The following is a 26,133-nucleotide window of genomic DNA, read 5'->3' on the forward strand; positions in this document are numbered from 1 at the left end:
GCCACAAACTAATTTGGCAATATTTTAAATTAATTTATAAGTTTTATCAAAATTTAAATAGCTCTAAAGACAGATTCTTATGCTTAGACTAAAGCTTTAACTAAAATATTGCTTCTCTCTAATGGATTAATATTTATTTATGTCTAAAGACAGGTTATTATTTCATTTTAATTTCATTTTTTGTTTCTATTGTGTGAATTAGCCATATAATCTCTTTACAAAAAGAGTAAATAAATTTTGTCTGGCATTTTTAATGAATCTATTAATTCGATTGTGTTAAAAAATATTTAATTTTGAAATAAAATAGTCTTTTGATGCAATTTTCTATATATGGTTCCATGTTAATGGAAAACAATAAAGTAAGAATTAGGTTTATAATAATTCAATGTTGGATTGAGAAACTGATGGAAATAGCTAAAAATTTTACACCCATTTTGTTGTACGATATTCAATATACATGTACAGAATTTTAATATTATTTTAGACTTGCTATTTATCGTCAGTAGCCAAGTTAAATAACAGGAGATTTCTATGCCTGAAGCTATTGAAATTTATGACGATCGCCTGCGTGCTATTGTACGCCCAGGAGCCTCACTTCAAAAGCTTGCCAACGGTGCAGTCCATAGCGAGGGGCCTGTTTACTTCCACGAAGATGACAGTGTTGTATGGAGTGATGCTCATGGCAATCGCCTGTTGCGGTGGAGTCCCACTGACAATGTGACTGTCCTACGAGATCCATCTGATTACCAAAGTGGTAATTACCGAGACTTAGAGGGTCGTCTGGTTGCCTGTTCCTCTGGTTTGCGTGCTATTATCCGACGCGAAAACAATGGTGAATGGAAGGTTTTAGTCGATCGCTACCAAGGCAAACGCCTGAACAGTCCAAATGATTTAGTAGTCAAAAGCGATGGTACAATTTGGTTCACCGATCCGCCTTATGGGATTACCGAGCCAAACCAAGGTTATGGCGGCGAACAAGAACAACCCGGAAGTTACGTATATCGCTTTGACCCGTCAACAGGTGAGATTTATCCTGTAGTAACAGACATGGTGCGCCCGAATGGGTTGGCTTTCAGTCCAGATGAAAGCATACTGTATGTTTCAGATACAGCTGCGTTTAATATTCCTGGGGGGCCTCACCATATTCGTGTCTATGAGGTTATGGCCGATCGCTATGTAAAGAATGGGCGTGTATTTGCAGTCATTGAGCCAGGACAACCGGATGGACTGCGGGTTGACGAACATGGCAATGTTTTTACTAGTTCTCAAGATAGCGTGCAGATATACGCCCCCGACGGAACTCGCTTAGGAAAAATTTTTGTACCGGAGACATCAGCTAACCTGACTTTCGGTGGTAAGGAAAGCGATCGCTTATTTATCACAGCCGGTCATTCGTTATATGTTATCGACCTTAATACCCGTGGTGTACAACTATGATTTATCAATTTGGGTTGGGTGTAGCGTTAAGCGGAGCTATTCCGGAGGAACTCGCTTTTTTACTAGCTGCATTTGATTTCCCATTAAGTCCACACTTGTTAAGTTCACTTTCTCCTGTGTATCCTAACGGATTCCCAGGATTGGCACTTTTATTTCTCAGAGTTAGCGTTGGCTGGTTGTTTATATTACACGGCTATCCCAAAATAACGCATCTTCGACGGTGGGCTGAGTCTCTAAAAATGCCTATCTTTCTTTGCTTTTTATCAGCTGCATCGATGTTAGGTGGCGGAATTTTTCTGATTATTGGATTCCTCACCCTCTTAGCAACTTTGCCCATTCTCTGCTCAATGATTTTTGCGATATATTTGCACATCACTGGAAGTAAGCCTTTTGTAGCCCAAGATCCATACTTAATTCCTCAAGATCAGTATCAAGGTGCTTTAGGACAAGGTGAACCCCCAAGTTGGGAAAAGGCTTTTATGTATTGCGTTATGCTGATTGCGATCGCAGTTTTAGGCCCTGGTGCTTATTCGCTTGATGCTTCGATTTTTGGACGATAAAAGGCTTTTAACTTTCAATTGACTTATTCCACAATCAGCATGACTCCGTGTCCGTCAGGATCTTTAACTAAACAACCTTGGCGGTAAGGACTTGTACTATCTGCAAACTGCACAATCCGCGACGATACAAACTGAACTCCGTTACGCCGTAGCTTATCCACTAACTGCTCAAGATTATTTACAACTAGCTCAATTTGGATATGTGCAATATCGCAACTTTTCCAGTCACTCGGTATAGGGCGGCCTTTCCCAGGCACAATATAATCTAACAGTTCAATTCCCACACCACCTTGAACAGGTCGCAGTGCTGTAATTTTGACTTCGGCTCCTGGTAAATTATCTAAGCGAGATTGAGTTGCACGCCAGTTGAGACTGCGGCTATCAATTTGCATTCCCAGGAGGTCGCAGTAAAAGTGTAGACTCTGCTCGGTATTGGAAATAGCAATTGCACTATGATCAATTCCTAAAAATAAGCGATGACTATTTTGATGCCATTTATCTTTTCCTTTATCAGGCGGAAACCAAATTAACTCTAAATCATGACCATCAGGCTCTTTAAACTTAAAAGCGCGGACACCACCAGACGCTTTATTCTCAGGTGGTATAGTCTGGGGAGCAACTGAAATTGGTTCAATGGGAAATGAACGCAAGTGAGCATAAGCACGATCCATATCACTCACTACAATTGCCAAATGTTGAAACCACAGGTCATTACTTTGTGAATCGCTGGGGATGGGTTTACCCTGAATATTAAGATACTCCATCAACTCGATAAGTTCATCACCTAATCGTAAAGTGACAATGCGAATTTTTGCTCCAGGTACGCCTTCTAAATCGCTGTAATCCTCTCCTTCAACAGTAATGTCAGAAATTAGTTCAAAAGCAAGTGCTTGTATATAAAAATCCAAAGAGCGATCGCAGTTTGTTACTGTTAAACCAATAGCTCTAATTTTTTGTACTTGTACATCGGTTTGACTAGACATACTTAACAGCCTTTGTACTTACAATTAACGTTCTGTTAAAGGAGATTATGTCAAAGGGTGAAGAAGGCAGCTATGCTGAGGGCAGAGGGCTTTATGGTGCAATACAGTCTGGGCTACCCTTCGGGAACGCTTCGCGAACAGACCCAGACTGATTGCGAACCACCAAATCTTCTCCTGTCGGAGACGCTGCGCGAACGATTTTGGTGGGGGACTTAAACCCTTGCTCCCTTTGGTCGCAGGCTCTTGACAGGAAGCAGAATTCCCTTCTGCCTTCTGCCTCCTGCCCTCTGCCTTTCTTGTTAAAAACTTGTTCCCACTCTCTATTCCTTATCTACTTTTCTCCTCGTCTCCCAATATTTTTAATAATTTTCTGGCAGCTAAAACACCTAAAAATCCTGCACCAACTACTTCCACTGCTTGCACGACTTTTTTACCTACATCATGAGGGTCAAGGTGTTGATGGAAAACCTCTTCATCCACCCATTCTGTTGTTGCTTTAAAGTCATGAATTGGTGTTGGTAATAGTGTTAAATAAGTGCCTTGACGGATTAAATGCCCTGATTCGCCTGCAACTTCAAAAACATTGAAAATGTTAGCAGCAGCATCATTTAACCCTAATTTTAAGAGAGTTCCTCGGATGTTAACCTTAACAGGTTTGAGTTCTTCTCCTAGAGCGATCGCTTTCAAATTCTGGGCAATATTAGCTCCTTGTTGATAAGCAACTTGGGCTGTAGGTGGTAGTGAACTACCCTGAACTGCTGCACAATCACCGCCTGCAAAAACTTCTGGAAAGTCGAGCAGTCGCATAGTAGGAGTGACTAGGGGACGGTTATGATGATCCCGATGTTCTTTGGGAATTGGTAAGTCTTGAATCAGTGGATGAATAGAAGTACCAGCAGTCCAAATTGTGGTATATGTTGGCAGTATGTTAACTTGATTGTTGCTCTTATATTCAATTGTGTTAGGGTGAATAGCAGTGGCTTCTGCTCCCGTCAGAATTTCAATTGGTATAGTGCGTTTTTGTAATTCTTTCTCCGCAATTGGGCGTAGTGGATCGTTAATATCGCCATCAAGGATTTTTTGACCATGATTAAGCAATACTACCCGAATTTCACTTGAATTGCCTCCTAAAGCACTATACCAATGTGGTAGAAGATCCGCTAAAGTAGCTGCCATTTCTACACCACTTGCACCACCACCAACTATGACTGCTGTTAATAGTTTTCGGCGTTGTTCTACATCTTCCGTTTGGATAGCTTTTTGCAAACAGTCACGTAAATGATGGTCAAGAGCGATCGCATCTGCTTGCGTCCAAAAAGGAAAGGCATTTTCTCTAGCACCTTCAACTTGATGATAGCCAGTAACACTGCCCAAAGCTAATACTAAGTTGCTGTAATTATAGGAGTTTCCAGAAGCTAATTTAACTTCCCGTTCATGCAAGTCTATTGATTGCACTGTATCTTGCACAAAGATGACACCACTACCTTTAAGTAGTTCCGAAAAACGCGGGACTACCTGAAAGCTATCCATTTCGCCATCGAAATATTCATATAGTAGCGGCTTAAAGCAAAAACGCTCATCTTTATCAATCAAGATAACAGAACGAGGATAATGTTCGTGAGCTAAATGTAAGGCTGTAAATAGTCCGGTAAAACCACCGCCGATAATCACAGTTTGATAAACTGGATTGTTCATAAAATCCCTCGCAAATCTTGTTAAATTAGAATGTTTTATTAATGGAAGTATTGCTAGATAAAAAACAAAGCTATCACAATAGCACTGAGGAATAAAGCAAAGGCAATAGCATATTCGACTCTGCGACTAAAAAATCCTACAGCAGCAATTAGAGCGATCGCTAGCCCAATAATGCCAGCATATTGCTCTTTTTGTAATCCGCGTGCAATTAGTGGATCTTGAACTGGTGCTGGAGTTCCCTGTACTGCTTTTGGTGCGAGTTCTGAAGCTGGTATATCTTGCAAGTATAAATTCATCAAATTACTCCTTAAATAACTGTGGTTTCTGAATGTTTTTATGTTCGCCAAAGGTAGAGAAGTGAGAATAGAAAGACCCAAACTACATCAACAAAGTGCCAAAAAAGGGTAGTCGCACTTGTCCCGAAGTGAGTTTTATTATAGTTGCCTGGGATGAATGAACGAATCAGCATAATTATCTGAAGCACAACACCAGCCAAAACGTGTAGACCGTGGAAACCTGTTAGTAAGTAAAATGTCGAACCAACTAACCCTGTAGTAATCTTGAAGTCGAGACCTTTCCACTCAATTAGCAGACCAACTAAGAAGTAACTCCCCATTGCGATCGTTATTAACCATAGCCAACGGAATTTATTGAGTTGATTATGTTTGAGGGCATTTTCTGCTGGTTGAATAACAAAGCTGCTAGAAAGCAATACTATCGTATTAATAACCACAAGTGTAGACAATTCCGGCCCCGAAATACCGGGCGGTAGCCAGTTTTTAGTAGTCAGTCGTAGAGCTACATAAGTAAAGATAAAACTCAAAAAAATGATACTTTCTGACAGCAGGAATACCGTAAAGCCGAACATTCCTTTACCATGATGATCTTCATGGCTACCGCCACCACTTGGTAAGAAGCGCTGTAACCAATTGGGCAAGCGTCGCCGCCACAAATCAAAACGGATTGGACTTTCATCTATATGAGTGCGACGCATAATTCGTAATTCGTAATTAAAATTGGTCTAATTTCTTACTCAATGTTGTTAGAATTTTCGATTACTGAGTACTTTGGATTGCCGTAGTCATAAGGAGGTCTGGTTACAGTTGGAATCTCTTCAAAGTTATCTCGTGGAGGTGGTGAAGAGGTTGTCCATTCCAATCCAGTAGCGTGCCAAGGATTGTCAACTGCTCGCGGCCCGTAAAGCCAAGAGCCTACTATGTTAGCAATAAAAGGCAGTGTGGATGCTCCTAGTAAGAATGATGCCAAGCTAGCGATGACGTTCCATCCTTGATATTGCGGATCGTAGGAAGAAACTCGGCGTAGCATTCCTTGTAAACCTAATGGGTGCATAGAGAAGAAGGTAATATTGGCAGGAATAAAGGTCAGCCAAAAATGTAACTTGCCCCAACCTTCAGCATACATTCTTCCAGTTATTTTGGGAAACCAGTAGTAAATTGCCGCGAAGATTGCCATTGTGATCGTATTAAAAACGATGTAATGGAAGTGTCCCACAACAAAGTAAGTGTTATTAACGTGGATATCAAAGGGCGTAGCAGCAAGCATTACACCAGTAACACCGCCAAAAATAAACATGGCTGCACCTCCCATCGCAAACAGCATTGGTGTCTCTAGATGTAGCTTGCTTCTCCAGATGGTGGCTGTCCAAGCGAAGGCTTTAATACCCGTGGGTATGGCAACTAACATTGAGGTAGCCATGAAGGTCATCCGCATCCAACCGGGGGTGGCACTGGTGAACATGTGATGTACCCAAACGAAAATGCTGATTAAAGCAATACCCAAGGTGGCGATCGCAACTGACCGATAACCAAATAACGGATTGCGAGAAAATGCAGGCAGAACCTCCGCAAAAATACCGAAGGCTGGTAGTGCCATGATATAAACTGCTGGGTGAGAGTAGAACCAAAATAGATGTTGATAAATAATCGGATCGCCATTCCCATCCGGTTTAAAGAACTGTGTACCAATGGATAGGTCAAGCAACAGTAGTATCAATGCAGCTGTCAAGGCAGGTAAATTAATCAGTTGCAATAACTGGGCACTAAAAACTGACCAAACAAACACAGGCATCCGAAAAAATGTCATTCCTGGAGCCCGCATCCAAAAGATGGTTGTCACAAAGTTGACAGCCCCCATGATTGAAGAGATACCTATTAACACTAGGCTAACTATCCAAATAAATTCACCATTAATCAGTTCACCACCTGGAATTTGTAAACTAATTGGCGGATAAGACCACCAGCCAGATTGTGCAGTGCCGTTTGGGAGGAAGAAGCTAGATAATAGTAAAAGACCTGCGGGTGGCAAAATCCAAAAAGAGATGGCGTTGAGCAAGGGAAAAGACATATCCCGCGCTCCAATCATAAGTGGCACTAAGTAATTAGAAAGCCCTGCATTGAAGGGAATAATCCACAGGAAAATCATGATTGTCCCGTGCATGGTGAACAAACCATTATAAAGCGGGCGATCGACCAAATTTGATTCTGGGGTGAGTAACTCAGCCCGAATCAGCATCGCCAACAGCCCGCCAATCAGGAAAAACATGAAGGTCATCACCATGTACTGAATTCCAATCACCTTATGATCGGTGTTGAAACTAAAATATTCCCGCCAATTATTACCCTCTTGGTTCTGATAATTTTCTGATTCTCGATCCCCGGTAATATCTTGACTAAAATCATGTGTCATTATTTAGCTTCCTTTTATTGGCAATACCAGGTTGAGCAGGTGTGACGGTGTACCAGCCGCTATTAAACAATGTTTTTGGTGGTTGGATATTTTCGGCAACCGCCTGATTTACTGGAGTTTGTTCGCTATTAGCAGTTTGCGTGAGCCACTGATTGTATTGATCAAGGGATTCAACGTATACATCCGTTTCCATTAAGGCAAAGTAAGTACCGCTAAATTGAGAATCTTTCAGCCGATATTTGCCTGCACGAATAGGTGTTAGCACAATATCAATGTTGCGCCCTGGAATAATATCCTGCTTTAAGCGAAACTCAGGGACGTAAAAACCGTGGATTACATCCTGCGCTTGCAGATTTAAGCGAGTGCTACGATTGATCGGCAAATGCAGTTGATTGCTTGTAACATTATTTGGATAACGAAAAGACCAATCCCACTGCTTAACGAGAACATCAATAGTTTCAGATGCAGGTTTAGGGACATCGCTGATGGTTGCGGCGGAGGCAGATTCTATGGGTGTATGTAAATGCACGATTTCGGTTAGACCTAAAATATTTAACTGCTGATAAATATTGAAGCTTTGGAAAGCAATCCACACTACCAACAAAGTTGGGGTTGCTGTCCACAATATTTCTAACCTCGCATCACCTCTAGAGGGGTGTCCCTCGGTGTAGTCTTCTGGGGGGGCGCGATGGAATGCGATCGCATAAACCATAACGCCAACCAGCCCAAGCAAGATAAATGCTCCAATTGAGACTAAGAAGCTAAACAAATCATCTACTCGTTGTGCTTCTGCTGTAGCTTGCGGAGGCATCCAAGAAAACGCCTGTTGCCCAATCCACCGACTGACAACGAGCAACACTGCTACATAAACCGCTATTAATACATATTCAAAAACACTAAACATAAAATTCAATAAATTCTCGTTTAATTATTTGTTGTAAACATTTTTAAAAATGGTATTAGCAGCAGTAACATGAATCCCAAATTCTTCTCCCAATTGCGCCCCCAATGTTCCGTGGACGAATAATATGCCTAGCATCGCAATCCCTGCTAACAAGTAACTCCACTGCACTTGTCTAGAAGCATCCTGACGCCAGCGATAGCGTTGTAAACCTCTCCATACAGTCATGGCGACAATGATCCCCAACAGCAAAACGCCACCCAAACCATGTAAAAGCATCGTCCAACCAGGACTCAACCCCCAAGCACTCTTTTGATCGACTGGTGGATTTGCCAAAAGTAGCTCAAAAAAACCAGCCGCAACCGTAAAAAATGTAATTGCTGCTGCTGCTATGAGGTTGTACCAGCCGACATCAAAAAAGCTAGAACGGATAGTAGCCAATCCCAAAAATTTGAAAATTGGTTTTTCTAAAGAAAACAGCACTCCTGCTATATCAAAAAGAATGGCAATAATAAATAAACCAAGGGTTAGATGTACTAACTGCGGATGTATAGGAATCTCATAAGGTAATCCGTTAGCGCCCAACCGTAATCTCAACTGCTCAATCAGTTGCGGGTTCATGGTGAAACTCCCTGTTTCATGGCTTGAACTACAGGCTCAACGTGCAATCCATACACCCAAAACAGTTTACTCCCCAAATACACTTGCAAAAACACTAGGCAGACTAACAATGTTGCAGCCCCCAAGTAAGCAGGTGGTACTTTTCGGGGATTGCGGTTGCGAATCACAAAACGCCAAGCTGCGATCGCCGCAACAATCGCCGCCAGTGACCAACCCAAGACGGTATGATAATTCAGTGTTGACTGGGCTGCTTTCTGGGCTTGTGCTAGTCCTGCTTCAAATTGACCAAAGATAATTGCAATGAAAATTGCGATCGCTGCAACAAACATATTCCAGAAACTCACCTCAAACAAACGCGTGTTGCGGGTGAAATAGCCTAGAACATCACAGAAGAAAGAAAAAAACACCATCGCAATCACAAAGTGAACGATAATTGGGTGCAAAGGATCGGGGTATGGTAAATTCTGGCTATTAAGAGGTAAGGCAGACATCGCTTGTTCCTTGGGGTATCAGGATCGGTGATTACTAAAGAAATCCATTGAATTTTATCATCAATAATCATACACGCCTAAAAATATCCATCTCTACAAGATTAATCAATCACTTTAGTAAATGGTTACTTGTCATTAATCAAACTCTTGTATAAATAAATTAATATCAAAAAATTTAAATTATATAAAATCTATCTCCCACCTAAGAAAGACATGCAACTGACTTCATCCTTTAAAGATTTCATCCAATAATGAAATCGTGATGAAATTTTTATAGTTCTTTCGGTAGAGATATTTATTATTCCAATGGCTAGAAGCGTTAATTGTTGCAAACCTCTAAAGTAATGCCAGAATCACAAAAATAACTGTCAAAAATTAAACACATAAGCAAAACGTGTAATTGGTATAAAAATTTCATTTCAATGTAGAACAGCTTGCTTCAATTTGGATTCAATCATAAGTTTTCAATATCAGCTATCCTCAAACTTTACAAATGAAAATATATAGCAAAAATTCTGAAAAGTATTATGAGTTATTCTCCTTATCTGCTTAAAGGTCAAAAAGCACTTGTGACAGGTGCTAGTTCTGGAATTGGTGAAGCGATCGCTCGCTATTTGGCTGCGTCAGGTGCAGCAGTAGCTATCAACTACCGTTCTGAAGCTGAATCAGCCCAAAAAATTGTTGATGATATCAAAGCTGCTAATGGTGAAGCTTTTGCCATACAAGCCGATGTCAGCAAAGAAGACCAAGTAAAGGCAATGTTCAGCCAAACCCTTAAACAATTTGGCACTATTGATATTTTAGTAAGTAATGCAGGCATTCAAAAAGACTCAGCATTTATAGATATGACTCTCGATCAATGGAATGCAGTGATTGGGATAAATCTAACGGGACAATTCTTATGTGCTAGGGAAGCTGCAAAGGAATTTTTGCGGCGAGGTGTGAAGCCTGATATTTCATGTGCGGCAGGTAAGATTATTTGTATGAGTTCCGTACATCAGGTAATTCCTTGGGCTGGTCATGTTAATTATGCTACGAGTAAGGGTGGTATTAATATGATGATGCAAAGTATTGCCCAAGAACTTGCTCCTCACAAAATTCGGGTTAATAGTATTGCTCCTGGTGCAATCAAAACCCCAATTAATAAATCAGCTTGGGATACCCCAGAAGCAGAGGCAAATTTACTAAAACTAATTCCAGCGAAACGTGTGGGAGATGTAGAAGACATCGCCAAAGCAGCAGTTTGGTTGGCTTCTGATGACTCTGATTATGTCAACGGTACAACGCTATTTGTAGATGGTGGAATGACTTTGTATCCAGGTTTTACAGACAATGGTTAAGATAATTCGTAATTCGTATTTAAGTTTTGTAACTGGGATTGAAAAATAACCAGAAAACTTTTTGTACTATTTTAGGACTCAAAGCTGATGCTGCAAAACAACAGTTGAAAGTACAGCCAAATCTACCAGATTTTTTAACCGATTTAGAAGCTAATATTTACAATCATGGCAAATGATTCATCTAATAAAACTATATACGCGGCGATGGGGGCTAACTTAGCGATCGCTATTACTAAATTTATCGCCGCCTCCATTACTGGTAGTTCCGCCATGATATCTGAAGGGATTCATTCGGTGGTAGATACTGGCGATCAATTAGTACTTTTGCTGGGAATTCAAAGAAGCCAAAAGCCAGCAAACGATCGCCATCCCTTTGGTTACGGTCTAGAACTTTATTTCTGGACTTTTATCGTTGCTATCCTCATCTTTGCCCTTGGCGGCGGGATGTCAATTTATGAAGGAATTACTCATTTAATTCATCCCAGCCCTTTAGAAGACCCAACATGGAATTATATTGTGTTAAGTTTAGCAATATTATTTGAAGGTTATTCTTGGACTGTAGCTTTAAAAGAGTTTTTGCCGACTAAGGGTAAACAAAATTTTTGGCAAGCAATCAAAAATAGTAAAGATCCTACAGTAATTACAATATTATTTGAGGATACTGCCGCAATTTTAGGTTTATTCGTTGCCTTAATCGGAATATTTTTAGGACATCTATTTAATAATGTTTATTTTGACGGTATCGCTTCAATTATTATTGGCATTATCTTAGCTATAGTCGCAGTAGTACTAGCAAGAGAAAGTAAAGGATTGTTAGTTGGTGAAAGCGCCGATCCTCAAACTATAGCTAATATCCGTTCTTTGTCAAAAACAGAACCAGGAGTGAAAGAGGTTATCCGAGTGCTAACAATGCAACTTGCTCCCAAAGAAGTATTACTCAACTTAGAAATTCAATTTTCTCACAATCTTACAGGTGAGGAAATAGCCTTAACTGTAGAAAGTTTAGAAGCAAAAATTAGCCAAAAGCATCCTGAGATAAAACAAATTTTTATTGAAGCTAAATCATTAACTGCATCTCGCAAATATTCTCAAAATTCTCAATAATTTTTTAATCAAACAAATATTAACCACAGCACTGAACTGGACAAAAATTATGGTAAAAATTCTTAGTCAAGGACAGGCTTTTGGCTCACCTGGTATCGAGCCTCGATGGACTCATGCTAATAAAGATGGAGTAGGAACAGCTTACTCTACCTCTAGTAACATTTGGTTTACTATCTGGAATGGTATTATTACCGAAGTCTACCATCCCACAGTAGATAAACCACAAGTTCGGGATTTACAGTATCTAATTTCTGATGGAAAAAGCTTTTTTCACGAAGAGAAACGCCATCTCGAATTAAAAGTTGAACCGATGTGGACTCATGGTTTAGGATATCGCATCACTAATTCCGATCCCCAAGGGCGTTATGCTGTAATCAAAGAAGTAATTGCTGACCCGCATTTATCCTGTATTTTACAACATACAAAGTTAACTGGAGATAGCGATTTTATTTCCCAACTCCAGTTATACGTTTTGTGTGCGCCGCATCTGGAAGTTGGAGGTATAGGTAATAATGGTTACGCTGTACAAGTTGCTGGACATCGAATTATCACAGCCGAGAAACAAGGAACATGGCTGGCGTTGGGTGCAACAATTCCCTTAACTCGTCTTTCTTGTGGCTACGTTGGTGAAAGTGATGGTTGGACAGATTTAGCTGATAATTTTCAGATGGATTGGGAGTTTGATAGTGCTGTAGATGGCAACCTTGCTTTAACTGGAGAACTAAATTTAGATAGTACTAAAGAGTTTACTTTAGGCTTGGCATTTGGGACAAATCTGCATAATGCAATTTCTACACTGTTTCAATCACTCAATATTCCTTTTGAAAAGCAAAAGCAGCAATATGACGAACAGTGGAAGCGATCGCGCAACGGCATCCACTCATTAGAAAATAGTTCTTATGATCAAGGTAAGTTGTATCACAACAGCATTAGTCTGTTGTTAGCACATGAAGACAAAACCTATCCAGGTGCATTAATTGCATCTCTAGCTATCCCTTGGGGTGAAGCCAAAGACGACCAAGATCAAGGAGGATATCACCTTGTCTGGACACGGGATATGGTTAGCAGTGTATCAGGTTTGGTGGCTGCTGGGGAAACAGATACAGCAGTGCGATCGCTAATTTATCTGGTCACTAGTCAGCAGGAAGATGGCGGTTTTCCCCAAAATTTCTGGGTTGATGGTAAACCTTATTGGACAGGTATTCAGCTTGACGAGGTGGCATTTCCCATTCTGTTAGCATGGCTATTGCACCAGCAAAAAACTTGTTTAAATTTTGATATTTATCCGATGATTTTGCGAGCGGCTGGTTATTTAATTCGTCACGGACCAGCTACCCAACAAGAACGCTGGGAAGAAAATAGTGGTTATTCACCATCAACATTAGCATCTAACATTGCCGCCTTAATTTGTGCTGCTCAATTTGTTCGTGAACGTGGAGATGAAGCAACAGCAGAGTTTATAGAAGAATATGCTGATTTTTTAGAATCTCATATCGAAGCTTGGACAGTTACTACTGAAGGAACTTTAGTTCCTGGCATCAAACGCCATTACATTCGGATTACTCCTACAGATATAAATAATCCTCAACCCAACGAAAATCCTAACCAAGGAACTCTTTTTATTAGCAGTCAACCACTTGGTGAACCATCAGAATTTCCTGCGAAGGAAATTGTTGATGCTGGGTTTTTACAATTAGTACGCTATGGAATTCGCAAACCTGATGACCCGATTATTGTTGATTCTGTCAAAGTAATTGACGCAGTTTTAAAAGTTGATACACCTGCTGGGCCTTGTTGGCATCGTTACAACCACGACGGTTACGGCCAGCAAGAAGACGGCAGTCCTTATACTAGTTATGGTAAGGGACGCGCTTGGCCTCTCTTAACAGGAGAACGGGGACATTATGAATTAGCTGTTGGCGGCGATGTCAAAACATATATCAAGGCGATGGAAGGATTCGCATCAGATACTTGCTTACTACCCGAACAGGTTTGGGATGAAACAGATAAACCTGAAAACCATCTCTATTTAGGAAAACCAACAGGTTCCGCCATGCCTTTAATGTGGGCGCACGCAGAGTATATCAAGCTGCTACGGTCAAATAATGATGGACAGGTATTTGATTTGATTCCAGAGGTGGCAAATCGATATCTAGGTGAAAGACGAAAGTGTAAATCATTTGAAATATGGAAGTTTAACCGACAAATAGACAAAGTTAAAAAAGGTTATACATTGCGAATTCACGCTTTAGCATCTTTTCAGTTGTACTGGTCAGATGATAATTGGCAAACCGTAAAAAATACACCTGCTACTTCTACAAAATTAGGAGTGAATTTTGTAGATATCTCTATTTCTGATAATCAGCAACAGCCAATCAACTTTACCTTTTTCTGGATTGAAAGCAGTAAGTGGGAAGGACATAATTATATAGTTAGAATTTCGTAATTCCTAATTAATTAGGAATTACCAAAAACCCTCTAAAACTCTCATTTCTCCGTGACCTATGCGCCCTCTGTGGTTCGTTTTCTGTTACTCGTGCGTAAGTACTATTTATAATTCGCCTTTCAATACATTTAGGATCAAAAAGAGCCATTATTATGCAAAATAACTCATCACCCAAACCAACAATTGAATACTGGCACGTCTGGACTGATAGAAACGGTGTAAGTCACCAATCTCGTTGTCAAATTGAAGACTTCATGGAAAAAGGCATAGCCCCCGATACCTCACCACAGTGGCTTTCTAATTTGAAGCAGTCTGGTGCTACAATCACCTTTACTGTGCTACCTGTAGGATGGGTTGGTAACTGGCATGAGAACCCTAAACCACAGTGGATCATCCCTCTATCGGGACGTTGGTTTGTGGAGACTATGGACGGACAGCGAGTAGAGATGGGCCCTGGCGAAATTTCATTTGGAGAAGATCAGGGTACGAAAGCGGACGCGCAAGGTAATAAGGGTCACTTATCTGGAACAGTAGGCGATGCGCCAGCTGTTCTGATAATGGTACAGCTTGAAGAGACTCCGACTATAGAGCAATCCTGCCGTTTTAAGTAACTCGAAACTTGGGTTAGTAGCGATCGCTCCTAACCATCATCTTATTAAAAAGTTTGCTGTTGCTTCTAGTTTCTTCACCTGACATCGCTATCCAAAATTTATATCCTTCTAGAGGGTGTGAAAGTAGACTAAGTGGATGGTGTGAAAAAGTTGAATTTAGTGCAGACCAGTTTAAGAATTAATTCCTCAAACATCGCATTTTCAACCTTGATTTATTGCGCTTGGCTCCATGTAGATAATTTCCCAAATATGGCCATCTAAGTCAGCAAATCCATGTCCATACATAAAACCGTGATCTTGCGGTTCATTATAGATTGTTCCACCGGCGGCTACAGCAAGGCGAACCATTTCATCGACTTGTTCTCGGCTATCAGAAGATAAACACACAAGAACTTCTGTGCTTTTTGTGGCATCACAAATTTCTTTGGGAGTAAACGTTTTAAACTTTTCATGCGTTAAAAGCATGACAAAGATACTTTCAGACACAATCATGCAGGTGGCAGTTTCGTCAGTGAATTGAGGATTAAACTCAAAGCCGAGTTGAGTAAAGAACTTGATCGATTGATTGAGGTTTTTGACTGGCAGGTTAACGAAAATTTGAGTACTCATGGATTCATCCTTTTGAATTTTGCACAGTGAAAGATCAGCGAAAAAGTTCGTAAGCACCTTTGGTAATAAGAAGTCAAGCCGCCTGTTCGCAGTTGACCATCCAGGGAATACCGAATTGATCAACCAACATGCCAAAGCGGACAGACCAGAAGGTTTGCTCGATCGGCATCTTCACTTTTCCGTTTTCTGCCAAGGCATGAAAGATACATTCTGCTTTTTCTGGCTCGTCAACGCTGATTTGCACGTAGAAGCCTTGGGGTGTTTCAAAATATCCAGGTGGGCTATCAGACCCCATCAAGAGGCGATCGCCCAAATCGAGGCAGACATGCATAATTTTGTCATGCCATTGAGCGGGCACATCTTCTGCTGAGGGTGCATCTTTGTGGGTCAGCATCATGACGATTTTGCCGCCCAGACATTGCTCATAAAACTTGAATGCTGCTTCACAGTTGCCGTTGAACATGAGATAAGGATTAATTTTCATGAAGGCTCCTAAGATAAATTCAGTAGATTGGGCTATACGTCTAGTAGTCTGCCAAGGAAACTTTGCGTTGTGGTCAGCAGAGGAGCGGAGGGGCAGAGGGGCAGGGGGGAAAGACTTACTGCAATTGTTCTCCCCTGCTCCCTTGCTCCCTTGCTTACCTCCACGTAGCAATTTTGGGTTGGTACACTACTAGCGTGAGGACAGCTTGAGATGTTTGCGGCTCGAAGGGGACGGAACAATGTTCATGCACAACCTGCCATTTACCTTGTTGCCTAGAGATTTACCATCACGCACTCGGATGCTGGTTGCAGTCGCTACAGGGTGAAGCGGGGCAGTGGCTAGATATTGCCCTTTTGAATTGAGTTGCTGTGCCAGTTGCGCGGATTTCACATAACAGTCTTCCCGCTCGGTTTGGCTCATGGCATTTTCTTCCAGGTAAATCAGCAGTACATATTTCATTGAATTGCCTCCGTTGTTTCCCTTTGTAATTAAGTCGAACGACAATTGCTTAAATCGACACCTCTAGTAAAATTTTTTTATCTTTTAGATACAATCAAGCTTTAACTGTGTTCTTTCCTTTTGTGAGTAAGTCGAACGGCAATTGCTTAAATCGACACCTCTGGTAAAATTTTTTCTGACGTCAGCTATGACTTCAAACGCACAATCAGATGTAACAATCGCGATCGCCTCCATTTATCGCACCGAGTGGGGTCGGATTGTTGCCACGCTCATCCAGCTGGTTGGGGATTTCGATGTGGCTGAAGAGGCGGCACAGGAAGCTTTTATCGCTGCCGTGAATCAGTGGCAATCCACGGGTATTCCCGATCTCCCCCGCGCGTGGATTATTAAAACAGCTCGATATAAAGCCATTGATCGCCTCCGCCGCCGGACGCGGCTAACAGAAAAATTAGAATGGTACAGTGCATCAGGGTTAATCCCAACAAGCCAGGAGCCTACCTACGACACCGATGAAATTCCAGACGAGCGACTGCGGCTGATCTTTACTTGTTGTCATCCCGCACTGTCCATCGAGGCGCAGGTTGCTTTGACACTGCGGATGCTGGGCGGACTTGAGACAGAAGAAATTGCACGGGCGTTTCTAGTGCCCACAGCAACGATGGCGCAACGGCTGGTGCGTGCCAAGCGCAAGATTCGGGATGCAGGTATTCCCTATAAAGTGCCAGATACGAACGATCTGTCTGTGCGGGTAGATGCAGTCCTGACAACGATCTATCTCATTTTCAACGAGGGCTACGCGGCGACTAGGGGCGAGACGATGGTCAGGGCTGACCTCTGCACAGAAGCGATTCGGCTGGGTCGCCTAGTGAGGACGTTGATGGCACCACAACCGCCCTCAGAAGTCACTGCCCTGGTTGCGCTGATGTTGCTGCACGACTCTCGGCGCGATGCCCGTTTGGATGAGGCGGGCGATCTGGTGTTGCTCGAAGATCAGGATCGTCGTACCTGGAACCAACAGCAGATTTCTGAGGCATTGCCGCTCGTTGAAGAAGCACTGCGAGGCGAGATTGGTTCGTTTGCAGTGCAAGCAGCGATCGCAGCACTACATTGTCAGGCAGCACAGGCACAAGAAACAGACTGGTTGCAAATTGTCCACCTCTACGATTTGCTCGAGGGCTTGCAGCCTTCGCCGATTGTTTCACTCAACCGCGCGGTGGCAATCTCAATGCTAGACAGTCCTCAGGCCGCGCTTGGACTCGTCGATGGGCTTGCCCCTCAACTTAATGACTACCATCTATTTCACGCCACCCGTGCCGATCTGCTGCGCCGTATCGGAGCCTCCCAAGAAGCCGCACAGAGCTACGCGATCGCGCTCGTTCTCGTCACTAATGATAGCGAACGCCGCTTTTTAGAGCGTCGGTTGCGCTCAGTTCAGCCCTAAGTCCAGCATCGCCGGACGTGCAAAAAATTATTAGATTATAGAATAAGGTAGCTGCTTGTGTGGAGCGGTAAGCATTTGCACAACTAGTATGAGTGAAAATGTGTCGGATGAATCGTTCAGCACCGAGCGGCTTGAATGAATTGTTAGGCTACCATCTTAACAGAAAGATTAATCCTCAATATTTAAAATCCAATGAAAGTAATTTTCGCTTTAATATAGGATTTCTACATAGCCTTCCGTTCCATTAACCCGGATTCTCTGTCCGTCATCGATCAGCTTGGTAGCATTCTCCACTCCAACAACTGCTGGTAAGCCATATTCACGCGCGATAACTGCTCCATGAGTCATCAGTCCACCAACTTCGGTGACTAGACCTTTTATGGATACAAACAATGGTGTCCAGCTAGGGTCAGTAAAGGAGGTGACTAATATATCTCCATCTTCTAGCTCGGCATCTTCCATGTTTAAGATGACATGCGCTCGTCCCTCTATAACTCCGGAGGAAACAGCCAGACCTATAATAGCTTCGGCAGGGAGATTTTCTCGTTTGTACCGACCTGTAATGATTTCGCCATCAGACGTGATCACACGAGGGGGAGTTAGTTTTTCAAATAATTTGTACTCGTCTTTTCTTTCGCTGATAATCTGGTAATCAAGTTTATTTGTGAGTATGACTTCGCGAAGTTCTTCAAAAGTGAGATAATATATATCTTCTTTTTCATGAATAACGCCCGCTTGTACGAGTTGTTCGGCTTCTTTGAGTAAAGCTTTCTTATAAACGAAGTAGCGATTAACTATGCCGTATTTTGGATATTCACGATAACCGATGAAATTCCGAATTAGGTTAATCATTCGTTTTGTCTGTTTGGCCTTTTGTTCACCATCCGGTAATTGCTTCAATCGATCTAATAACTCTTGTTCTTTTTTCAAAGCTGACTGTCGCCCTTGCTCAAATTTGCGATCGCCAGCACCAGGCTCAAAGTTTTTGATATTACTGAGAATTATGGGGACAAGCGTCATTGGTTTTTCGCTCCAACGAGGTCTTGTAATATCGATCTCACCGGCACATCGCATTCCGTATTTGTTGAGGTAACCATAGATAGCGTCCCTAGCTGACTGTCCACCCTCAAACTGAATCAGTTCATCCAGAAAGTTGTCATCTTTTACCTGTTGTAAATAATCAATTATTTCAGGATAAAGACGAATCACATCCGCAACATCCAATAGTTCCAGTCCCATTTCGGAAGTAATATTGTTGGGTACAGATTGAGAAAGCTTGTCTGCTACGTTTTTTTCATCTAACCACTCCTGCATTTTTTCATTGAGCCATGATGAAGCATTCATAGCAGTCATAATTACACCAAAACTTTGTGGATTAGACAAGCTCTTCTTTAATTGCTGGATATCTTCCAGGATAAAATCAATCAGATCCGCTCCTGATTTCGTCTGGATATTCTGTTTTAACTCGTCTATCGAGGTTTGACTACGCCCAATCAAATCGGGAACAATCGCCGGATCGTATTCGGTCAGCGTTTGAAAATCCAAAGACGATGCACCCTTATTGCTGTTACCGGAACTTTGTTCTTGCTTGTTATCTGGTAACAATTTTATGAAATCTCCCCGATCTAGTATGGTCATCAGTGCGTCCCTTATGAGCGGATCGGATTTTCCCAAAACATCTACCAGAATTGTTCTTCTCACAGGTGAAGCCAAATCATGGGTGATATCAACAAACAACCTTCCACCAGCTTGATACATAGGGCGAGCAGCTGTTAACTGGAATAAAGACAATCCCAATGGTTTGATTGGGTCAGTCATCATTTGTTGATGACCGACAGATACATAGACGTGATTTTCTTCATCATTCGCTTCAGGAATGGGATATAAAGTCGTAATGGGGCGACTCTGGACAATATGAAATGTGTCATTCACCAAACACCATTCGATGTCCTGGGGGCAGCCGAAATGTTTTTCAATCTTTCTACCGATGCGCTCAAGCTGTACAATCTGCTCGTCTGTCAGTGCTTGCCTATTCTGCCTCTGTTGCTCAATCTCCTGTTCTTTCGTACCGCCATCTTTTAAGGCGTAAATAGCCAGTTTCTTGGTGGATATCTTTTTATCGATAACTTTACCGTTACACACTTTATAGATATCAGCATTCACCAGACCACAGACCAAGGCTTCTCCAAGTCCGAAGCTAGCATCAATGGATAACACCTTCCTATTAGAAGTGACGGGATCGGCAGTAAACAAAATTCCTGCCACCTGCGGAAAGACCATCTTGTGAACAACCACAGATAGGTGGACTTTACGGTGGTCGAAGCCGTATAATTGGCGGTAAATTACTGCCCTCTCGGTAAATAGCGATGCCCAGCACTTGCTGATATGCTGATAGATTGCCTCTTTACCGATAATGTTCAAATACGTATCCTGCTGACCTGCAAAAGAGGCTGTCGGTAAATCCTCAGCAGTTGCGCTGGATCGTACTGCATAGGCATTTTTTTCTCCAAGCCTAGAGAGGAGGCGGGCGATCTCTTCATTAATATCTTGAGGAATGTTTATCCCTTCAATGAAAGAGCGAATCTCACCGCTAAGTTCACCGATTTTTTTTCGGTCTTCCACCTTAAGAAGCAATAACCGATCGAGTAATTCGTTAATCGACGACGTTTCCCCAATGATTCTTTTAAAAGCTTCAGTAGAAATACAAAAGCCATCCGGTACGTAGATTCCTTCAATCCTGGTAAGTTCCCCCAGGTTCGCGCCTTTACCCCCGACAAGTTTGAGTTTTGTTTTATCAATATCTTGAAAACAAAGCACAAATGAACTCATCAGTTTCGCTCCTTTGGCAATTATACTTTGGTAATTTTGACTGCATCGAGAAGAGGCAGAGGGGCAGGGTGCGGGGGGCAGAGGGGAAAAATTCTTCTCCCCTGCTCCCTGCTCCCCTGCCTCTTTTGACTAGCTGCCGTTACGGCGATGCGATCGCGTCTTCAGGATGCCAATCTGCTCGGTTCAGGCAATAAACAAAACAGTCATCGTTGCTAAACCTTCGTGGTTCAACAAATTGAAAGCCAAGACGTTCATAGAAGCGGTGAGCGCGAGTATTGCTGGCAAGTGGATCGATGAGGACAGTCGTCACACGCGGGTCGGCAAAACATCGAGCTAGGGCAAGCTGCATCATTTTTGTGCCGTAGCCTTTGCCCAAATCTGTTTCTTCCCCAATCCAGATATCAATGGCACGAAGATCCGGTGCAACATCGCCCCAATAACGGCTTTCCTCACGCGCTGGATCGATAATTTGGACAAATCCAATGGGACGACCCTTGATCTGGGCAATTAGTTGCTCTCTCCAGTCAGGATTGCGACTCAGTTCTACCTCCCAATACCAATCATCGTTGGGATCTGAGGCAATGACATGAGGTTGTTGATCCCAGTGTTGCAGCAGGTTCAAGTCAGCAGACGTGGCAGGGCGTAGATTAATCATTAGTACACAAGCCTCGTCCGCTTGCGATCGCCCATAAATGGTTGCCATATTTTTTATAAACTTTTGTAAACAATTAGCTGGTTCTGCATAAAACTTGTGTGCCCAATGTAAGTTATACGGGTACTTGCTTGACGAGCATTAATTGAGATTTACTTGATCTGGCATTACGTAACCATTGTGGGATGTTTCGGTGTTATTTAATGACAAAACTCATGGGAATTATACCAATAATAAGCTTAGTAACCTTTATTACTGGCTTATCAATTTACTTCCTACTGACCTCAAGAGGTCGAATTTTGCTCAAATCTTTGATGAGAAAAATAAACTGCCAATGGTGGAGGCTTAACTTTGGCAAGCTTAACCAACTAGGAACAAGATTTTCCAAGACTATAGCAATTGCTGTAATTATTATGGTAGCAGTAATCGCTGGAAATAGTGTATCCGCGCAGGTTACGGGGTCGTCTTCAGTTTCGCTCAAGAGCGTATCAGTTCCAGAACCTGACAATCTTGGAGAATTTGTAAAAAATAAAGCAGCTGCAATCAAGTTAGGAAAGACTCTTTTTTGGGATATACAAGTTGGGAGCGACGGAGTGACCTCCTGTGCTACTTGCCACTTCCATGCTGGAGCCGACAATAGATCCATAAATCAGATTGCTCCTGGGCTTTTGCGAATTAACCCTGACCGTACAGAGAATCCAGATATAATTTTTAATATAGGCGGTGCGCCAAACTACCAGCTAAGAAAAGAAGATTTTCCCTTTCACAAGCTGTCAAATCCAAATGATTCTGCGACTGTGGTATCTGACAGTAACGATGTTAGCTCCTCTCAAGGAGTCGCAAATACAAAATTTCTTGGTGTTATACCTGGTAGCTCAAGAGACCTAGAAACAAGTGAGCCAGATCCAGTATTTAAAGTGGCAGGTATCAATGTGCGCCGCGTCCAGCCGCGTAATACGCCAACCGTAATTAATGCAGCATTCAACTTCCGTAACTTCTGGGATGGAAGGGCACAAGATATCTTTAATGGGGTGAATCCCTTCGGTTTAAGAGACCCTAACGCCTCTGTAGCGAAAGCAGAAAACCCAAATCAGCTTAAATTTGTCAAAGTCAGCCTGAATAATTCGTCTTTGGCTTCCCAGGCGGTCGGCCCGCCACTCAGTTCCTTCGAGTCGTCTGCTGATGGTCGCACTTTTCAAGAAATTGGTAATAAGTTTGGTCAAATTGACCTCAGCAAATTTATATTTGTCAACAACTCGCTAGGTTCGCTGGAAAATATTCTGTCAATCGGGGGTACAAAGCTCCCCAGAGTCTTGGGACAAAAGTTGTCTGGACTGACACCACTAGGCAAACAGATTGTGCATCCACAAGACAGCGTTTTAGGTGCAGACAGTGGATATCCTCAACCCGGACTCAAGGATATAACCTACGAGGATCTGATTAAAGATGCCTTTAAACCAGAGTGGTGGAACTCTAATCAACTCATCCAAGTTGATGCTGAAGGTAAACGGACTTTTGTCAATAGCGCTGATAACTCTTCCCAAACCAATGAGTACAGGCTGTTAGATTATAACTTCTCGCTATTCTTTGGGCTTGCAATTCAGTTGTACGAGTCTACACTTATTGCCAACGATACGCCCTACGATCGCTTCTTAGAAGGAAACACCACCGCCTTCACCGTGCAGCAGCAACGAGGCAAACAACTATTCGAGGGGAAAGCTGCCTGCATCTTCTGCCATAGTGGGTTGGAACTCACCAGCGCCTCGGTTAGCAGTGTCAAGAACCAAAGACTTAGAGCCACTACCACCACTCCCAGAACCGTTTCGGACAAAGGTTACTTCAATATTGGTGTTAGACCCACCCTAGAAGACATCAGTCTTGGTGGTCAAGATCCATTTGGTAATCCGCTTTCGGAGTCGCGGGTCGCTGCTTTGGGTAAATTCTCACTACTTCTTGGTTCAAGCCCCAATGTTACAGTTAGTTCCAATGACACAGTAGTTGCAGACGGAGAGTTTAAGGTTCCTGGACTACGCAATATAGAACTCACAGCTCCTTACTTCCACAATGGTGGCTATTTGACTTTGCCACAAGTGGTGGACTTCTATAATCGTGGTGGAGATTTCCGCCAAGACGGGGTTCTCCGCCCATTGGGATTAAGCGAAACTGAAAAAGATGACTTGGTGGCTTTCCTGAAAGGACTCACTGATGAGCGAGTTGTCTCTGAGAAAGCGCCCTTTGACCACCCGCAACTGTTCGTTCCTAATGGACATTTAGGTAACTCTATGTTTGTTGCCAATGATGGTACTGGCAAAGCTGCCGATAACCTACTAGAAATTCCTGCGGTTGGTAAGAATGGTGGTAAAGGTACTCCAAATTTCCTAAACTAACTAGCAATTTGAGTTTATCGCTTTAGATATCAAAGCAGGGGGAGATAAGTGAAAAAAATAACTTCCTTGTCCCCCTGATATTGACATACTTACAAACTGACGCTAATTTACTATCAAAAATTGAAGCAGCTTTAATTGCTTGGTTTCGACCTCTGCTTAATAATTTAATTTCAAAACAACCTTGCATAATTGCTGAAGGTACACGAATTCAAATCAGACTGAAACAATTCAGAGAATCCAGAAGCTTGCAGCAGAATGAACTAGCAAGACGACTTGAAATATCGTTGGCTAATGTTCAAAAACTGAAATATGGCTTTGCCATTGTATTTGGTGGAGATTTTTATCCTATTAGTTGACAGTCTTTACATAATATGGTCGCGGTTGGTGAAAACCCTGAAGTGAAGCATCGACAATGAGGCAAACTTCGATATGCATACCATCAGGATCAGAAAATGACAAGTTAAGTACTGGGCCAAGGTCGGCAATCGTGCCATCACTCACACCCCGGTCTATGAGTTTGCGGCGGATAATCTGGAATGCTGATTCTGTTGAGGCATTCAAAGCTAAATGGTCGATGTGTCCTCGTTCAAACATATCCGGCAATCCAGAGCTATGGACATTATCAGGCATCTCTGCTGCGTGAAGCATGCACTGTGAGCCAGCCCGTAGAAGTGCGTGACGAAAGGCTGGGGTCGTCTCTTGAAAGATTACTGGTATCTCGAATACATCAGTATAGAAGTCGATAAAGCGGTCGATATCTGCTGTTACTACTGCAACATGGTGGATACCTGATACAAGATTCATGGCGTTACTCCAGTTAAATTGTGCAATTTGCTTTTATGGCTATGATTGTGAAGCAGCGATCGCAACGGGAGCCTTAGCGAAGCGATGTCTACGACGGGCTACGCCTACGCGATCGTGCGGTTGCTCAAAATCAATGCTCGGCCCCTTCGGCACAATTCGATTTGGATTAATATCAGTCATACTCATGTAATAGCTGCGCTTAGTATAGTCTAGGTTGCAAGTCGCTTTGAACTCAGGACACTGATATAGGTCTAATAGATAATTCCAGAGATTTGGGTAGTCGATAATTCGCCGCAGATTGCACTTAAAGTGACCGTAATATACTGAGTCGAAGCGATACAGAGTTACAAACATACAAATATCGGCTTCAGTCATTTGAACACCACATAAATAGCGTTGCTTGCTCAGAACGGTTTCCCAATGATCTAAACTTTCAAAGAGTTCAGTTACTGCATTTTCGTATGCTACTTGCTCCCTGGCAAAACCAGAGCGATATACACCAGCATTAATTGGCAGATAAATTGCATCGATTGTTTGATCAATCTGCTGTTGAAGCTCGCGTGGGTATAAGTCTATTTTCTGTGTTGCCAATTCCCCAAACTCTACGTCAAACATCCGCATGATTTCACGAGATTCGTTATTGACGATTGTTTGAGTTTGCTTATCCCACAACACCGGAACAGTGACTCTTCCTGTATATTTGGGATTGGCTTTCAGATAAATATCTTGCAAATATTGAGTGTGATTCACCCAGTCAGGAATAGCTCCCGGTGCAGAAGTAAACATCCATCCCAAGTCGCTCATAATCGGATCGACGATAGAGATTGAGATTGCATCATTCAAACCTTTGAGTTCTCGCATAATTAAGGTGCGATGCGCCCACGGACACGATAAAGAAACGTAGAGGTGATAGCGTCCTGCTTCTGCCTTAAACCCGCTAGAACCATCGGCGGTTACACGATGGCGAAACGTTGTCGGCGTCTCATTGAAATTACTGCTCTTATCTGATTTATTTTTATCGGTTATCCATTTGCCTTGGATCATCATTCCTGACGCCATAATTCTCTCCTAACACGCTTGGTGTCTGGAAACTACAAAATATATGCTTTTGAACTTGTGAGGATTACTTCAGCATTAAGTCTTTCCTTTTCTGAAGAATGTTAATTTCTTAAAAATTCTTTATAAAACCCATTTGACATCTAAGGAGGTGCAGCAAGCCTTTTAAGCATCAACCGAATAAAACAAAGATTTACCTTGGCAGTAGTTGTCTTCTAAGGTTCTCTCTTTGCACAAATAAACGTAAGGATTTAGGTAAAGACGTATTGACAAGTGTGACATCTGAGGCGGAATATCACAATTATAGAAAAAGACCTGCCTTTGAAATTAGAGCGTGAAACTCTTCTCTAGTTGGCTCTAGAACAACTTGTAGATATTATTGCCGAGCAGGCGATCGCTACAGAGATAAACTCCAGAATTTTAAAACTAGAACAAGAACTAGAGAAACTCAAGGTCAAGTTCTGGGAATAATAGCAATGCCACTTGTGAAGCTGGTTAGACCTAGAATAACCGCACC

At 42.3% G+C, this 26,133-nt stretch carries 25 protein-coding genes; 10 read left to right on the top strand and 15 right to left on the bottom strand.

Annotated elements, in window-relative coordinates; all coding sequences use genetic code 11:
• Positions 1 to 531 precede the first annotated feature (531 nt).
• Positions 532 to 1,437, top strand: a complete 906-nt coding sequence (locus RMY00_RS22275; protein ID WP_322649619.1) for an SMP-30/gluconolactonase/LRE family protein — start codon at positions 532 to 534, stop codon at positions 1,435 to 1,437.
• Complete coding sequence (locus tag RMY00_RS22280) at positions 1,434 to 1,997, top strand: DoxX family protein (RefSeq protein WP_322649620.1); 564 nt, start codon at positions 1,434 to 1,436, stop codon at positions 1,995 to 1,997. The genes RMY00_RS22275 and RMY00_RS22280 overlap by 4 nt, the downstream gene beginning before the upstream one ends.
• A 23-nt stretch (positions 1,998 to 2,020) precedes the next feature.
• Here the strand turns inward: RMY00_RS22280 and RMY00_RS22285 are convergent, their stop codons facing one another.
• The 8 genes from RMY00_RS22285 to RMY00_RS22320 form a co-directional block, all read right to left on the bottom strand.
• Entirely contained in the window at positions 2,021 to 2,980 is a 960-nt protein-coding gene (locus tag RMY00_RS22285) for a VOC family protein (protein WP_322649621.1), read from the bottom strand.
• 327 nt (positions 2,981 to 3,307) lie between these two features.
• A complete protein-coding gene (locus RMY00_RS22290) occupies positions 3,308 to 4,675 on the bottom strand; it encodes an NAD(P)/FAD-dependent oxidoreductase (RefSeq protein ID WP_322649622.1) in 1,368 nt (455 codons plus the stop codon).
• Positions 4,676 to 4,728: 53 nt separating this feature from the next.
• Positions 4,729 to 4,971: a hypothetical protein gene (locus tag RMY00_RS22295; protein WP_322649623.1), complete on the bottom strand. Its 243-nt coding sequence runs from the start codon at positions 4,969 to 4,971 to the stop codon at positions 4,729 to 4,731.
• 38 nt (positions 4,972 to 5,009) lie between these two features.
• Complete coding sequence (locus tag RMY00_RS22300; RefSeq protein ID WP_416212092.1) at positions 5,010 to 5,672, bottom strand: cytochrome c oxidase subunit 3; 663 nt, start codon at positions 5,670 to 5,672, stop codon at positions 5,010 to 5,012.
• Between the two features lie 32 nt (positions 5,673 to 5,704).
• Entirely contained in the window at positions 5,705 to 7,381 is a 1,677-nt protein-coding gene (locus RMY00_RS22305) for a cytochrome c oxidase subunit I (protein ID WP_322649625.1), read from the bottom strand.
• Positions 7,371 to 8,285, bottom strand: coding sequence for a cytochrome c oxidase subunit II (locus RMY00_RS22310; RefSeq protein WP_322649626.1), 915 nt, complete (start codon positions 8,283 to 8,285; stop codon positions 7,371 to 7,373). Before RMY00_RS22310 ends, RMY00_RS22305 begins: the two co-directional genes overlap by 11 nt.
• 24 nt (positions 8,286 to 8,309) lie before the next feature.
• Positions 8,310 to 8,903 carry a DUF2231 domain-containing protein gene (locus RMY00_RS22315; RefSeq protein WP_322649627.1) on the bottom strand — a complete coding sequence of 198 codons (594 nt, stop codon included), beginning with the start codon at positions 8,901 to 8,903 and terminating at the stop codon, positions 8,310 to 8,312.
• Positions 8,900 to 9,394, bottom strand: a complete 495-nt coding sequence (locus tag RMY00_RS22320; protein WP_322649628.1) for a DUF2231 domain-containing protein — start codon at positions 9,392 to 9,394, stop codon at positions 8,900 to 8,902. The genes RMY00_RS22315 and RMY00_RS22320 overlap by 4 nt, the downstream gene beginning before the upstream one ends.
• Positions 9,395 to 9,921: 527 nt before the next feature.
• Between RMY00_RS22320 and RMY00_RS22325 the strand changes: the two genes are divergently transcribed.
• The 5 genes from RMY00_RS22325 to RMY00_RS22345 all read left to right on the top strand — a co-directional run bounded on the left by RMY00_RS22325 (position 9,922) and on the right by RMY00_RS22345 (position 14,895).
• Positions 9,922 to 10,734, top strand: coding sequence for an SDR family oxidoreductase (locus RMY00_RS22325; RefSeq protein WP_322649629.1), 813 nt, complete (start codon positions 9,922 to 9,924; stop codon positions 10,732 to 10,734).
• A 38-nt stretch (positions 10,735 to 10,772) separates the two neighbouring features.
• On the top strand, positions 10,773 to 10,910 hold the full coding sequence (locus RMY00_RS22330; RefSeq protein ID WP_322649630.1) for a hypothetical protein: 138 nt from the start codon (positions 10,773 to 10,775) through the stop codon (positions 10,908 to 10,910).
• The gene (locus RMY00_RS22335; RefSeq protein WP_322649631.1) at positions 10,900 to 11,838 is read left to right on the top strand and encodes a cation diffusion facilitator family transporter; all 939 of its coding nucleotides are present in this window, start codon (positions 10,900 to 10,902) and stop codon (positions 11,836 to 11,838) included. Before RMY00_RS22330 ends, RMY00_RS22335 begins: the two co-directional genes overlap by 11 nt.
• Positions 11,839 to 11,887: 49 nt before the next feature.
• Positions 11,888 to 14,284: a glycoside hydrolase family 15 protein gene (locus RMY00_RS22340; RefSeq protein WP_322649632.1), complete on the top strand. Its 2,397-nt coding sequence runs from the start codon at positions 11,888 to 11,890 to the stop codon at positions 14,282 to 14,284.
• Between the two features lie 152 nt (positions 14,285 to 14,436).
• Positions 14,437 to 14,895 carry a cupin domain-containing protein gene (locus tag RMY00_RS22345; protein ID WP_322649633.1) on the top strand — a complete coding sequence of 153 codons (459 nt, stop codon included), beginning with the start codon at positions 14,437 to 14,439 and terminating at the stop codon, positions 14,893 to 14,895.
• A gap of 201 nt (positions 14,896 to 15,096) precedes the next feature.
• On the opposite strand, the gene RMY00_RS22350 is transcribed toward RMY00_RS22345, so the two are convergent.
• The 3 genes from RMY00_RS22350 to RMY00_RS22360 all read right to left on the bottom strand — a co-directional run bounded on the left by RMY00_RS22350 (position 15,097) and on the right by RMY00_RS22360 (position 16,447).
• On the bottom strand, positions 15,097 to 15,504 hold the full coding sequence (locus RMY00_RS22350) for a VOC family protein (protein ID WP_322649634.1): 408 nt from the start codon (positions 15,502 to 15,504) through the stop codon (positions 15,097 to 15,099).
• Positions 15,505 to 15,577: 73 nt separating this feature from the next.
• Positions 15,578 to 16,159 carry a VOC family protein gene (locus RMY00_RS22355; protein ID WP_322649635.1) on the bottom strand — a complete coding sequence of 194 codons (582 nt, stop codon included), beginning with the start codon at positions 16,157 to 16,159 and terminating at the stop codon, positions 15,578 to 15,580.
• Positions 16,160 to 16,177: 18 nt separating this feature from the next.
• Positions 16,178 to 16,447 carry a hypothetical protein gene (locus tag RMY00_RS22360; RefSeq protein WP_322649636.1) on the bottom strand — a complete coding sequence of 90 codons (270 nt, stop codon included), beginning with the start codon at positions 16,445 to 16,447 and terminating at the stop codon, positions 16,178 to 16,180.
• Between the two features lie 187 nt (positions 16,448 to 16,634).
• Between RMY00_RS22360 and RMY00_RS22365 the strand changes: the two genes are divergently transcribed.
• Positions 16,635 to 17,888: an RNA polymerase sigma factor gene (locus RMY00_RS22365; RefSeq protein ID WP_322649637.1), complete on the top strand. Its 1,254-nt coding sequence runs from the start codon at positions 16,635 to 16,637 to the stop codon at positions 17,886 to 17,888.
• A gap of 210 nt (positions 17,889 to 18,098) precedes the next feature.
• Here the strand turns inward: RMY00_RS22365 and ppsA are convergent, their stop codons facing one another.
• Positions 18,099 to 20,717: a phosphoenolpyruvate synthase gene (ppsA, locus tag RMY00_RS22370; RefSeq protein ID WP_322649638.1), complete on the bottom strand. Its 2,619-nt coding sequence runs from the start codon at positions 20,715 to 20,717 to the stop codon at positions 18,099 to 18,101.
• A gap of 139 nt (positions 20,718 to 20,856) precedes the next feature.
• Positions 20,857 to 21,420, bottom strand: a complete 564-nt coding sequence (locus RMY00_RS22375) for a GNAT family N-acetyltransferase (protein ID WP_322649639.1) — start codon at positions 21,418 to 21,420, stop codon at positions 20,857 to 20,859.
• A gap of 362 nt (positions 21,421 to 21,782) precedes the next feature.
• Here RMY00_RS22375 and RMY00_RS22380 point away from each other — a divergent pair, with 362 nt between their 5' ends.
• Both RMY00_RS22380 and RMY00_RS22385 read left to right on the top strand, forming a co-directional pair.
• Positions 21,783 to 23,756 carry a cytochrome-c peroxidase gene (locus RMY00_RS22380; protein ID WP_322649640.1) on the top strand — a complete coding sequence of 658 codons (1,974 nt, stop codon included), beginning with the start codon at positions 21,783 to 21,785 and terminating at the stop codon, positions 23,754 to 23,756.
• 80 nt (positions 23,757 to 23,836) lie between these two features.
• The gene (locus tag RMY00_RS22385) at positions 23,837 to 24,112 is read left to right on the top strand and encodes a hypothetical protein (protein WP_322649641.1); all 276 of its coding nucleotides are present in this window, start codon (positions 23,837 to 23,839) and stop codon (positions 24,110 to 24,112) included.
• Here RMY00_RS22385 and RMY00_RS22390 read toward each other — a convergent pair.
• Both RMY00_RS22390 and RMY00_RS22395 read right to left on the bottom strand, forming a co-directional pair.
• Positions 24,105 to 24,560 (bottom strand): VOC family protein, encoded by a 456-nt coding sequence (locus tag RMY00_RS22390; protein ID WP_322649642.1) that lies wholly within the window; start codon positions 24,558 to 24,560, stop codon positions 24,105 to 24,107. The genes RMY00_RS22385 and RMY00_RS22390 overlap by 8 nt on opposite strands.
• A 39-nt stretch (positions 24,561 to 24,599) precedes the next feature.
• Positions 24,600 to 25,619: a glutathione S-transferase family protein gene (locus RMY00_RS22395; RefSeq protein WP_322649643.1), complete on the bottom strand. Its 1,020-nt coding sequence runs from the start codon at positions 25,617 to 25,619 to the stop codon at positions 24,600 to 24,602.
• Positions 25,620 to 26,133: the final 514 nt, after the last annotated feature.

This window comes from Nostoc sp. ChiVER01 (assembly GCF_034531155.1).
In the GTDB taxonomy this organism is placed as follows: Bacteria; Cyanobacteriota; Cyanobacteriia; order Cyanobacteriales; family Nostocaceae; genus Nostoc.